Origin of the sequence: Bacillus sp. FJAT-22090 (genome assembly GCF_001278755.1) — a bacterium.
Classification (GTDB): domain Bacteria; phylum Bacillota; class Bacilli; order Bacillales_A; family Planococcaceae; genus Psychrobacillus.
Genome location: NZ_CP012601.1, coordinates 896,665 through 909,420 on the forward strand (window position 1 = coordinate 896,665; position 12,756 = coordinate 909,420).

Below are 12,756 nucleotides of genomic sequence, written 5' to 3' on the forward strand. Positions count from 1 at the left end.
ACAACTCTGGATAAGGGGATGTTCGACTTGAAAAAGAAAATATCATTCCCTTTATTTCTTTCGCTTACCCTATTATTAGGCGGCTGTTGGAGCAAACGTGAACTAAATGAACTTGCAATAGCAGTAGCAATAGGAGTTGATAAAGTCGGCGATCAATACGAGGTGTCTGTTCAGGTAGTCAATCCAAGTGAAATAGCTTCAAAGCAACCTAGTACCAATCGTACACCAGTCAGCACATATCATGCTAAGGGGAAAAGCATTTTCGAAGCAATAAGACGTATGACAACGGTAACTCCTAGGAAGATTTACTTCTCTCATATTCAAGTAATGATTATAGGAGAAGATTTAGCAGAGGCAGGAATCAGTGAAACATTAGATTTTTTTGCAAGAGATCATGAGATTAGAAAAGATTTTTATATTGTCGTTTCTAATGAATCAACAGCTAAAGAAATATTAGGCATTATAACCCCTATAGAAAAAGTCCCTGCAAACAAAATGTATAATAGCCTGGAAAGTTCAGAAACAGCATGGGCATCAACAAATACTGTCGATTTAGATGAATTAGTAAATAGTCTTGGCAAAAAAGAAAAAAGCTCAGTATTGTCTACCATTACAATACAAGGAAATCCAGATATTGGCGTAGATCAAATGAATATTGAAAAAATCGATTCTCCAGTCAAATTGCAATATCTTGGAATAGCGGTATTTAAACAAGACAAGCTTATTGGCTTATTAAATGAGGACGAAAGCAAAGGATATAACTTTCTAAAAGATAAAGTAAAAAGTACTATAGAAGTCATTTCTTGTCCTGATGGAGGAGAGCTATCGACAGAATTAATTAATGCGAAAACAAAGATAAAAGGAAAAATCAAAAATGGTGTCCCATTAATAGATATCTCAGTTAAAGTCACTCAAAATGTTGCAGAAGTCGATTGCAATATTGACTTAACTAAAGAGGAGATAATTGAGCAAATAGATAAAGAAGCGAGTGAATTGATTAAAAAAAAGATTCAAAAGACCCTTGATACCCTTCAAAAAGATTATAAAGCAGATGTTCTAGAATTTGATGAAGTCATTCATCGTGCTGATTATAAAGAATGGAGAAAAATAAAGAATGATTGGGTTCAATTATTTCCTGATTTAAAGGTAAACGTATCTGTAGATGTTCATACTCGAGGATTAGGAACAAAGCTAAATTCTACCCTACATGATTCCAAGGAGTAAACATTAGTGCTTATAAGTATAGGAATATTAGTGATTTCTACTGCCATTTTTCTTATTGAAATACCCAATCTCTTGAAAAATGGTTACACCAAGGATATTTGGATTTTTTCTATATTACTATTATTCGGAACAGGTTTGAGTATTGCGATGGCTTTTCAAGTGAAGCTTTCTAATCCGTTGGATTGGGTTACCTATGTTTATCGGCCCTTCAGTGATTTTATAATGAGTACCTTTAAGTAAGACTGTTTTTGAGAACTATTATGAGTTGGATTAAATAATTTAACAAAAAAAGAGGTAAATGAATAGTGGAGAAGTTTGTAATAAGCGTTCGCCAATTTAAAATAATAGTTATTCTTTTTTCCATAGGTACAGCTATACTAATTATCCCTGGACCCATTGCAGAAATTGTTAAGCAAGATGCTTGGATAACTGCTATTTTAGGCGTTGTAATAAGTTTGTTGTTAGTGAAATTGTATATTGTTGTAGGAAATCTAGCACCGAATATGTCTTTAGTAGAGTTAAATGAAAAGATTTTAGGTAAATGGTTCGGTATGCTGGTGTCTCTTGCCTTTATAATCTTCTCCCTTCTAACTGGTTCAGAACTAGTATATTTTGTCAGCAATTTCATGCTGACAGAAATCATGCCTGAAACACCTGCTATTGCTTTTAATATACTTTTTGCTCTAATCATCGTCTATGGTACTTATTTAGGATTAGAGAACATTGCTCGTTCCGCAGAACTTCTATTCCCTTTCTTTGTTCTCCTATTTATTATTTTTATTGTTACCATTTCTCCTCAAATAGATGTTCACCATATACAACCTGTATTAGAAACTGGAGCAAAACCCCTAATATTCAGTACTTTAATTTTCTTAGGTACAATGTCTTTCCCTTTGGTTGTTTTATTAATGATATTTCCTGTTTCTATCAATGAACAGGTGGTGGCGCAAAAAGCATTTTACATTGGTACCATTACTGGCGGAATTGTCTTAATCATTGTAATAACTTTGGCTATTTTGGTTCTTGGTGCGGAAAATACAGCACACAGTTCATTTCCTAGCTATGCTTTAGCTAAGAGAATTTCTATAGGGACTTTTTTCGAAAGAGTTGAGGCAATTATGACTTTTATGTGGATTATGACTATCTTGTTTAAAACGTTAATCTATTTTTATGCGACAGTTATCGGACTAGGTCAAATAATCAAGATCAAAGATTGTCGCTCTCTAGTACTACCATTAGGCATGATTTTAGTTGTCCTTTCTCTAATAGTACATCCTAACATAGTTCATTCTTATAAATACAACAACGAAACTTGGCTTCCTTATGTCGCCACTTATGGACTATTTCTTCCTTTATTATTGTTATTGGTGGCTAAAATTCGAAAATTATGAACAAACAGAGCAGGTTAGTTCAATAAGAGAAGTGGGGAATATATGTCGCATATTAACATAAGAACGGCCTAAAGCCAAGGTGCAAAGACCTTGGCTTGGTGAATAAAAATGAACCTGCTTAACAGGAGATAGAACAAAGAGGTAGTAGTAGCTATCTCTCAGTTGTTTAATAGCTTATTCTAAGTATAATAAGCAAAGTACCTAATAGAACAAAAAACAAGACCAGACATCCTCAACTGACCTTTTATGAGACTGAATAATAAATCAGAACGAAAACATCCATTTTGAACAATCTTTTTTCAAAATGGATTCTTATATTTTTCGTTATATAAGGGTTAAAGAAGAACTTTTAAATTTAGTTTTTTCAGGATATGTCTTTCAATCTCTTCTATTATATATACTCTCCAAACAACTCCGGTTTCCAACTATGAATAGCATGGTTTTCTTTTTCAAATACTTTCTCTAAATAGATTTCCGTTGTCTCTAACCGTTCATGCCCGAGCGATCTCATAATGTCGTAATTAACGCAAATAACCAGATGCACTTGTAACAGCCAAAATCCTTATATGACAAGGGTTTTGGCTGTTTTGTTTTCCAATAAGATTAAGGATAGAAGGATTAACGCAAAAATGACTAGAAATCGGTTGTTTTCCTTCGAGTTGTACCTGAATAAAGTGTAGCTCAATGGAAATTTATGTTACTATCACTATAAAGATTGTGAAAGAATGTACTTAAACTAACTGGGCAGGTTAGTTGAATAACAAATCCTACCTATACTTACCAGTGACAAGTCAATCCGAGGGAAGTTAATATCGTTTTAAAATAAGAATTACTGTGAGGTAGAATCGACTTAAATGATTAGAATCATATTTTTTTTACTAGGAATAATATTAATCTTACTAGCATCATACTTATGGAAAAAAGGAGACCCGAAAGTACCCTTTTGGGAGGTTTTAACCGACTTTGTATTTGATATAATGTCTATTCAATTGTTTAATCTTTTTAGTTCTCGTACTTGGGCTGTGTTGTTGTGGCTAATTGGCTTTTCAATTTTAATAGTTGTTGTAATAGCACAAATAAATTCTTAACTAAGGTTACTTTTAGTTTTCTTGTTAAACTAACGGGTGCTTTAGTTAAACCTGACCATCATTTCGATGGTCTATTTATTTATCCAAATCATCAAGTAGATCTCAGATATCTATTGTGAAATGTTACACTTAAACTAACGGGGCAGGTTAGTTTAATAAGAAGAAAGGCATTTTTGAAATCTTGTCGAAGTAGTTACGTAGTGGAACGGGGTGAAAAAAATTGAGAGTATTATCGGCTTTTTTTGCTTAGGTTATTATTTTGTTTATTGAAATTTTCTGGTTATATATTGATTTTGTAGATGGTGGTGACTTTAAAGAAATAATCTATGTAATAATGATTATTACTTTAGTTGTAGGTGTTACAGGGCTTAATCTATATAACAAAAATGTTAAATAAGTTTAATTTTTTTATTCAGCTAACGGGTGCTTTAGTTAAAGAACATTGAGCTGCTAAGACAGCTCTTTTTTCTTTTTGAACTAACGGGGCAGGTAAGTTAAAGAGTGCTGTTTGTTCTTTGTTCAACAATTGAGCCATATTGTTGAACAAGCTTCTTTAACTAAAGAGGTTTAATAAAAATAATTCTTGAATGTATGTTCTTATAGTAATATGTAATAAAAACAAAGGAGTAACAACGTCTATGGAAAAAGTTGAGTACGTTGAGTTAAAACATTTTTCGAATGAATATTTAGATGTATTAAATTATTTTGAACTTCCTGAAGAACAAGTGCAGTTCACTGCATTACCAAGCAAGATCTTAGAGGCGACAGAAGGACAACATCGGATTGTTATTTTAAGTGAGAATGAACCTGTAGGTTTCTTTTTATTGCATTCAACTGAACGAGTAAAGGAGTATTCAGATAATCCGAAAGCTATGTTGTTAACTGCTTTATCTGTTAATCATGAGAAGCAAGGAAAAGGTTATGCTAAACAAGGTATGCTCTTGCTAAGCGATTTTGTTAAATCTGAAATTCCTAACTGTGATGAAGTCGTTTTATATGTAAACCATAAAAATCTTCCTGCACAACGACTGTACTTAAAAGTAGGTTTTAAAGATACAGGTAAGATAAAAATTGGTCCTAAAGGTGAACATTATATAATGAATTTATGGTTGCAAAATACTTAAACTTTCGGTGAGCTTGAGTTGAAGCTCGTGGGTTGCTAAGGCAACTCTTTTTTATATTGAACTAAAGGGGAAGGTTAGTTCAAGAAGAATTTGGAATTTTATGTTAGGATATTGCATAGAAGGGGCTGATTAAATTGATGAACGAATTAAAGGAATTAGTGAAAAAATTAAGTGAAGATGAAGTGAAATCTCTTTTATTTCAAATTCTATTTAGAATTAATATGGTTGAGGAAACAAAATATTCAGAAAAGCAGTTTACAGAAGACCTGAAAAAGATATATAAAGATTTTCTAAATTATAAATCCACGAAAATAACTAATGAGGATGACTATAAGGTTGTACATATTGTATTCGGTGATTCACCTGCAGGTAGTTTAAAAATGGTACTAAGAGATATGGAATTACAAATCACGGAAAAGGTTATCTCCTTTTCGGATTTATTTTCTATTGGTCCAGTTTGGAAATTGCATGAAGAGATAGGTTTTACCAAAAGGTATGAATGGTTAAAAAATCATATTAATATTGATGAAGAAGTTATGGACAAGTATCAAGTTAATTTTAATAATACAACCTTAAAGATTAATGCTATTCCTCAAAATGTACCAATAATAATTTGGATAGGTGATAATTCTCATGAACAAACTGCTTTAAGGTACGTTTTATATTTATTAAGAGAAAAAACAAACAATATAACTTTAATAGACACAACTACAAATTATAAAAATCTATTTCATATACCAGAGGTAGAATACTTCCCTTTACACACAGGAGAAATTACACCTGAGAAGTTAAGATTAATCTACGAAAAAAATAGTGCGGTTAAACCTTTGTCTCAAGAGGAAAGGAAAAAGTTTGAGGATCAATGGGAAGAGCTATCTACTAAACATGAAGTACTTAGAATATGGACAAATACAGAAATATGCAGCGTTGATCAAGACTTTTACGATGACTATATAATTAATACAGTAAGAAACTTACATAACGAGCTAAAGAATAAAGATTTTATGAAATCAGCGAGAGTAATCGGTGAAGTCATTGGGAATTTAAATCAATATATTGGCGACCAGTTTGTTGAATATAGAGTGAGACATTTAATAATGAATGGAGTCTTTGAAATAGAAGGTATTCCAAAAGCAATGAGGTTTTACAGTGTGAAACTTCGTTAACCTTATTCAACTAACGGGTGCTTTAGTTTAAGAACATAGGTTACTTAGGTAACTCTTTTTTCTTATTGAACTTAAGGAGTAGGTATTGTCGAATTATGGGAGGCTGTTGGTTTTGAAATATAAAACAGTTCTATTTTGTTTATTAGGATTTTTTCTTTTATCTGTGGTAGTTATATTTTTACCTACTTTACTTGAGCCTGATATTTATAAAAATTATGAAGAAGGCGTTACAATAGAGATAAATAATTTAAGTGGAAGTGACCTAGCCAATCTTAATTTTTCATACGGTTATGCAGAGAATACAGCCTATAAGGAAATAGGCAATATAGAACGATTTAAACCTGAGAATACCTCAATAATAAAAACAAAAAAAAATAAAATATTAAATAATGAAGGGAGGGATATAAGCATTTACATGAACTATAAGCTTTTAAATGGTTTTGAAATACAAGAAAATTTGTTATACTTTAATCCTCCTCAACCAAATAAAATCGTTCTTATAATTGATATTAAGCAAATAGATAACTATGGAAATATAGAATATGATATAAGAGGATTTGATGGAGTACAATCATTTCCATATTCCTCAGAATAGCTGTTGAGTAACCCCTATTTCTGAAATGCTATTCTTGGCAGGAGATAAATTAACCCTTAACTTCATCCCATCAGCTTTGTAAATTGTTACTTTTCTAGGCTTAGTGAAATTGCTAAAGTTAATGCTGAATCAAAAATAAATCAATATGCCAAATGTAAAATTTGATGAGCTGGCAGAATATTGTCGGATGCTAGATGAAAGAGAAACCACCAACCGTTAATTGATCTGACCCTATAAAGTTAGACAAATATTTTAGGCTGCTAGGACCTGAGTTCGGTACTCTACCGGACTTAGGTCTTTTAATTTTGCCTTCATTCTTTGGTGATTGTAATAATGAATATAATCTTTCAATTCTTTTTCAAAATGCTCCATACTATCAAACTCCTGTAGATAAAGAAGTTCGGATTTTAATAAGCCAAAGAAATTCTCAATGACTGCGTTGTCTAAACAGTTACCCTTGCGAGACATGCTCTGTGTGATTTGGTGCTGTTCTAAAGTTTTTTGATACTGTCTCATTTGATAATGCCAACCTTGATCTGAATGGAGAATGACTTTATCTCCAGGCTGAAGGTGTTGAATAGCTTCTTCTAACATATCTCCAACGAGTTTATAGGTAGGGCGACGCATAATCTTATAGGCGATAATTTCGCCATTACATAAATCAAGAACAGGCGATAGATAACGTTTTTCCCCAAAAAGATGGAATTCGGTCACGTCTGTTACCCATTTTTGATTCATTTTTTCCGATTTAAAATCACGTTGTAATACATTTGGGGCAATTTTTCCGACATTCCCTTTGTAAGAACGATACTTTTTCATACGGACCATACATTTTAAGCCAATTTCATTCATCAAGCGATTAATTGTTTTCGAATCATGCTTAAATCCGTATTTCTTCAATTCTTTTGATATACGACGGTAACCATAACGGCCTTTATGTTCGTGATAAATTACCTTGATTGCTTCTTTAACAGCCTCATATTTATCTGCTTTATTTAATCGTTTTTCCCAGTAGTAATACGTACTGCGTGGAATGTCAGCGACTTTAACTAAATCCACGACCTCATAGTGTTCCTTTAGTTCAAAAATTACTTGCGCTTTGATTTTGTTTGTAATTTTTCCTGCATGTGAACTAAAGTGTTCAACTTTTTTAAGTATGCATTCTCCATTTCAAGTTGTTTAATACGTGCTTCAAGTGCTTCCACGGAACCTTCAGCTGGTAGTGATTTCATTGTAAGTTTCTTTTCTTTCTTCACAGATGGGCGCCCCTTTTTCTTCGATACGAGAGCAGTAAATCCACCTGTTTCAAATTGATTACTCCATGTTCTAATTGTTTTGGAAGAAGAAATATTGAAATGGATAGCAGCTTCAATGGAGGACATACCTGTTTCGCTCATTAAGTTTAGTACCTCCATCTTAAACTCTAAGGAATAACTTGTATAGGATTTCATGAGTCCTTCTAGACCGTGCTGCTTATATAACCCAATCCATGTTCTTAATTCAGGTTGATTTACGCCTTCTTCTTGCCCGATTTGTACCATACTTTCTTTACCATCAAGATAACGTAAAACGATTCTAATTTTTTCTTCTGTTGTAAATTTAGCCATAAAAAAACTCCCCGTAATAGTTAGATTTTGTGTCTAACTTTCACGGGGCAGTTCACAATTCGGAAGGTGGTTTTTTGTTATTCAATGTTAAAGGAAAAGGTTGATTTATCGTATTATGATATTACGAAACCTGCACCATATTTAATATTTGTTTAATAAATCCAATCTAATTGGATATTTAAGTTAATATGTGAATAAGATTGTGAAGAAATGTACTTAAACTAACGAATCAGTTTAGTTCAACAAGAAGGTGAATTTGGAAGGACATCGAAGTAGTTAATATAAGAAAAGCTATTCAAGTAACTGGTTAGTTGAATAAAAAGTTAAAGTCAACATCAAGTAAATCACTAGAGTGGAGTGTTGTTATTGAAAGTTTTTTCTAAACTTTTTACAAGTACAAATATTAGTAGTATGACTATGTTTCTTGGGTTTTTGATTTTATATACTATTATTTCAAATATAGAACCAAACATATTTATTATTGCTATCATTACAATACTTTTTTGGGTAGCTAATTCATTGCAAGTTATCATAGAAAACAAGAAGTAGCACATCGGTAGAAGAAAGTGGAATTGAACCAGAACATGCATAGTAATGATAAGAGTATGTGAATGATTGTACTTCAAGAGTAAATTGTTTTATAGGAGGTAAAGATGAGTATTCAAAAATGTGATTCTTGTAATACCAATTTTAAATGGAAAGTTATTTATTTGTCATTGTTAAATGGTTATAAACCTATTCAATGCATTAAATGTAGTACCGAACATAAAATAACTTTTACCTCTAGATTAATAGTAGTAGGTCTAACTATTTTACCAATGTTTATATTCGCTTATTTTTTGACGCCATTCAATGGATTTGCAACAATAATGATAAGTATCAGCATTGCTATTATAGGTTCTATGTTTTCTCCATTTTTAGTGAAGTATGAGAGAACTTAAAGCAAAATAAATCGAAAAATTATATTAATAAATGTTTAGTTTAATCTCATGAGTTCCTATAAGCAGTTCTTTTTTCTTCTTCAACTAACGGGTGCTTTAGTTTAACAAGACCATCATTTCGATGGTCTATTTTTACGTCCAAAATATCAACGCAAAATGTGGACTAAAAGAGTTATCTTTCAGCACCATAGACAAAGGAATCGATTATCTATAAGTAATAAGCCAGTCAATTAGTTGATCATAGTTACTTGAGAATACTACGTTGTCCTTGGTATTAGAATTTTCAAGGTGATTTATAATATCCCCTTCTTCTAATAAAAAAGCGATTGCAATAGTGTTCTCTAATATAATTTCAGAAAAAAATTTATCTTTCCACAATTTTTGTACAGAAAAATGTTCTGGGGTATAACCTTTACGATTAACGAGCAACTTATATTTTTTTTCTTGATTAATAAAGGAATGGCATGTTTTTTCAAATGAATTAAACCAAGTATTTACATCGGTAGTGGTTATGTAACCTGTTAAATTAGTAATAATAATATCTTCAGAAATGGATGTACTTATATTATTAATTGAAAATCAACTCCTTACTATTATTATAAATTAAATAATGGAAAATTGTAAAAGGTTAATGTTTAATTGCACACTTCGAATATAATGTGTAATAAAAGAGAAGGTGCTTATTCAACTAACGGGTGCTTTAGTTTAAGTAGGAACACTAAAATAATTTTGCTTTTTATGAGACTGAATACTAAATCACGAAAGAATCCATTTTGAACAATCTGTTTTCAAAATGGATTCTTATATTTTATGGTTATATAAGGGTTAAAGAGGAACTATTAGATTTAGTTATTTTCAGCAAGTATCTTTTTAACTTAGCTTGATGGGCATGGGTCACTTCACGAAACGGAAAAAATCTAAGGCGAGTTGATTTTTTGTGTAAACGATGTAACCACAATGTGTTGACAATATGTTTACGGATGATGTATAATTAGCTTATTCGTATTACCAGGAGGCGTTAGTTAGATGGATGCTAATTTGCACATACGCATGTCAAAAGAGCTAAAAGAACTTTTTCAACAGATCGCCAAGGAAAACAATAAAGATACCTCATCTTTAGTGAGAGACTGGATTTCCAGCTATGTAGCTGAACATCAGAAATCTGGTGAAGACTTAGCAGCTGATTTGTACTTGGCAGGATACCAGCTTCAGCAAGCGTTTGGAGGGAGAGATAAGGTGAGTAAGGAGTTTGCACAGCGATTGCAAGAATATTCCTTAACGAATCAAAAGGAATTCACAGATCTAATCATATCAATCTACTTAGACCTTAACTTGACAATTCCTTCAATTGTCTCCAATACGTCCAAAGGGTTTGCTTTTTCGCAAATGTTTTTGTTGGGTTTATTAGGAGATAAACCGAAAGGAAAACTCTAAGTTATCATCAATTATTTAGAAAAAAGAGAAACCTCCATGGTTCGCTAAAAATGTATCGTCATGTCGTTGAACTAACGGGTATCGTTAGTTCAACGAGTTCTAGCTACCCGATTACGAAAACCGGATTCCTTTGTAGAATATAGGGTCCGGTTTTTTCATGTAATGAATTGCTTAGCGTCGATTTTTTCCGTTTCATGAGGTGACCCCTTCGCCATCAAGTTAAAATTTTATATACCCACAAAACGAAATGTTGTACTTTTAGGGGTTCTACCAACAAAAAGCGAAAAACATACGCTAAGCAAATTTCGACATAAAGAAAGCCGATTTTTCCTGCGTTAAGGATGTATCGGCTTTTATTACCGAGTACACCATTAGGGCAGATTTATCCATGGACGCAGCCTATGTTGGCGATGTCACCTGAAGATGAATCCCCTATTCAATCTTATTTCTTATTTTATGCACTACTAATTGGAACCTTCGTAGTTTTACTGCTTTATGGTTTGCGGAGTTTTGCAAAACGGGGCACGATTTAACTGATTCTGGCTGATTTTCTCTTGGATAGTTAAAATCGGCTTTCTTTCAGTGCATGATTTTGATTTGCTGAAGTTATTATATTAGCACGAATTTTTTATTTAATATTCTGAATAATGATACAGTTTACCTGTACAGAAAGTCATGACATTTAATACACTACTTTTAGGGCGTATCATTCAAGCTATTGGTTCAGGATTAATGATTCCTTTAATGCAAACGCTAATGTTTTTGGTATATCCAGCTGAACGGCGAGGGGAAGCCATGGGTTTAGTAGGAATTGTTATAGCATTTTCTCCTGCAATCGCTCCAACTGTATCCGGTTGGATTGTTGATTATTATAATTGGCGTTACTTATTTTATATAATTCTTCCAATTGTTGGGGTTAATATCTTGCTAGCATTCTTTTATATGAAAAATATTATTCAATTAACAAAGCATAAGCTTGATTTTTTCTCTCTATTACTTAGTAGCCTAGGTTTAGGTTCACTTCTTTATGGGATAAGTGTTGCAGGAAATGTAGGATGGCAAAATAAGATTACGTGGATTTCTTGCATTCTAGGTATTGTAGTCATAATAATATTTTCCAGTCGTCAATTAAAAATAGCACAACCATTTTTGGAGTTAAGAGTATTTAAAAGCAGAACTTTTACTTTGTCTACAATTATTGTCGCTATTATTTTTATGACAATGATTGGATCAGAAATTCTCTTACCTATTTATACACAATCAATAAAGGGATATTCAGCACTTCAATCAGGACTAATATTACTTCCGGGTGCACTTGTTTTAGGTGTTATTTCACCAATTGCGGGGAAACTATTTGATAAGTATGGTGTCAAGAAAATAGCAATGATTGGAATGTTTATTCTAGCTGTAGCATCATTTCCTTTCTTATTGCTCACTAAGGAAACATCTACTTGGTGGATTGTTTGTCTTTATTAATTAAGGATGTTAGGTATGGGATTTGTAATGATGCCGTTAGCAACAGCAGGGATAAATGCATTGCCTAATGATTTAATAAGTCACGGTTCTGCAATTAATAATACAGTTCGTCAATTGTTTGCTTCACTAGGAGCTGCAATAATGGTAGGGGTAATGTCGGCTACAGTTACTAGATATTCTAATAATTATGAGGGTATTTCTTTATCTCCATTGTTGAAGGAACTTAATAATGGCTTTATGTCTGCTTTCATTCTAATAGTGATAGCATTTATATTGTGTTTTTTTATAAAATCGCCAACATTTACAAAAATGGTAGAATAAAATAGTTCTGTTCTTAGAAAATAAGTTGAAAGAGAAGCTATAAGTTATATTCTTTTAAATTAAAGATTACTCAACATAAAAAAAAGGGGCAGGTTTGTATAGAACAAAAAAGACTAGAACCAACATCAGACTTTCCCGACTGATTTGGTTCTAGTCAATAAAGTATAGGCAGCAAAAGGGTGTTTAAAACGAGGAATATTATCCAATTGAGGGTAGTGATTAACCTCGCAATTATTTTATAATTTATTCACAAAGTTGAGCTATATACGGGTGCTTTACTTAAAGAACATGGTGTTACTTTGGCAGGTGTTTTAGTTAAAGATTATGGGTTGCTTAGGCAACTCTTTTTTCTTATTGAACTAACGCAGCAGTTTAGTTCAATAAGAAAA

General features: G+C 32.3%; 12 protein-coding genes. 10 read left to right on the forward strand and 2 right to left on the reverse strand.

The features are described from left to right. Positions 1 to 18 precede the first annotated feature (18 nt). The 6 genes from AM499_RS04705 (at position 19) to AM499_RS04735 (ending at position 6,588) form a co-directional block, all read left to right on the forward strand. Positions 19 to 1,224 (forward strand): Ger(x)C family spore germination protein, encoded by a 1,206-nt coding sequence (locus tag AM499_RS04705; protein ID WP_053589117.1) that lies wholly within the window; start codon positions 19 to 21, stop codon positions 1,222 to 1,224. Between the two features lie 6 nt (positions 1,225 to 1,230). Then, positions 1,231 to 1,464, forward strand: coding sequence for a hypothetical protein (locus AM499_RS04710; protein WP_053589118.1), 234 nt, complete (start codon positions 1,231 to 1,233; stop codon positions 1,462 to 1,464). 65 nt (positions 1,465 to 1,529) lie between these two features. Further along, positions 1,530 to 2,615, forward strand: coding sequence for a GerAB/ArcD/ProY family transporter (locus AM499_RS04715; RefSeq protein ID WP_053589119.1), 1,086 nt, complete (start codon positions 1,530 to 1,532; stop codon positions 2,613 to 2,615). A gap of 1,726 nt (positions 2,616 to 4,341) precedes the next feature. Continuing rightward, positions 4,342 to 4,827 carry a GNAT family N-acetyltransferase gene (locus tag AM499_RS04725; protein WP_053589121.1) on the forward strand — a complete coding sequence of 162 codons (486 nt, stop codon included), beginning with the start codon at positions 4,342 to 4,344 and terminating at the stop codon, positions 4,825 to 4,827. Positions 4,828 to 4,964: 137 nt separating this feature from the next. After that, positions 4,965 to 5,993, forward strand: a complete 1,029-nt coding sequence (locus AM499_RS04730; protein WP_231687559.1) for a DUF1835 domain-containing protein — start codon at positions 4,965 to 4,967, stop codon at positions 5,991 to 5,993. 112 nt (positions 5,994 to 6,105) lie between these two features. Continuing rightward, positions 6,106 to 6,588 (forward strand): hypothetical protein, encoded by a 483-nt coding sequence (locus tag AM499_RS04735; RefSeq protein ID WP_053589123.1) that lies wholly within the window; start codon positions 6,106 to 6,108, stop codon positions 6,586 to 6,588. 252 nt (positions 6,589 to 6,840) lie between these two features. Here the strand turns inward: AM499_RS04735 and AM499_RS21185 are convergent. Next, positions 6,841 to 8,195, reverse strand: a protein-coding gene (locus AM499_RS21185; protein ID WP_156316749.1) for an IS3 family transposase whose coding sequence is annotated in 2 segments (ribosomal slippage) — positions 6,841 to 7,742 and positions 7,742 to 8,195 — 1,356 coding nt in all. Because the reading frame shifts where the segments join, the coding sequence is not laid out codon by codon here. A 653-nt stretch (positions 8,196 to 8,848) separates the two neighbouring features. Between AM499_RS21185 and AM499_RS04755 the strand changes: the two genes are divergently transcribed. Further along, positions 8,849 to 9,136, forward strand: a complete 288-nt coding sequence (locus AM499_RS04755) for a TIGR04104 family putative zinc finger protein (RefSeq protein ID WP_053589127.1) — start codon at positions 8,849 to 8,851, stop codon at positions 9,134 to 9,136. A gap of 204 nt (positions 9,137 to 9,340) precedes the next feature. On the opposite strand, the gene AM499_RS21980 is transcribed toward AM499_RS04755, so the two are convergent. Further along, entirely contained in the window at positions 9,341 to 9,709 is a 369-nt protein-coding gene (locus AM499_RS21980) for a hypothetical protein (RefSeq protein ID WP_053589128.1), read from the reverse strand. A 453-nt stretch (positions 9,710 to 10,162) separates the two neighbouring features. Here AM499_RS21980 and AM499_RS04765 point away from each other — a divergent pair, with 453 nt between their 5' ends. The 3 genes from AM499_RS04765 to AM499_RS04775 all read left to right on the forward strand — a co-directional run bounded on the left by AM499_RS04765 (position 10,163) and on the right by AM499_RS04775 (position 12,367). Further along, positions 10,163 to 10,570: a hypothetical protein gene (locus tag AM499_RS04765; RefSeq protein WP_053589129.1), complete on the forward strand. Its 408-nt coding sequence runs from the start codon at positions 10,163 to 10,165 to the stop codon at positions 10,568 to 10,570. A gap of 675 nt (positions 10,571 to 11,245) precedes the next feature. Beyond that, positions 11,246 to 12,046 (forward strand): DHA2 family efflux MFS transporter permease subunit, encoded by an 801-nt coding sequence (locus AM499_RS04770; protein ID WP_053589130.1) that lies wholly within the window; start codon positions 11,246 to 11,248, stop codon positions 12,044 to 12,046. Positions 12,047 to 12,061: 15 nt separating this feature from the next. Further along, a complete protein-coding gene (locus AM499_RS04775) occupies positions 12,062 to 12,367 on the forward strand; it encodes an MFS transporter (protein WP_053589131.1) in 306 nt (101 codons plus the stop codon). Positions 12,368 to 12,756 lie beyond the last annotated feature (389 nt).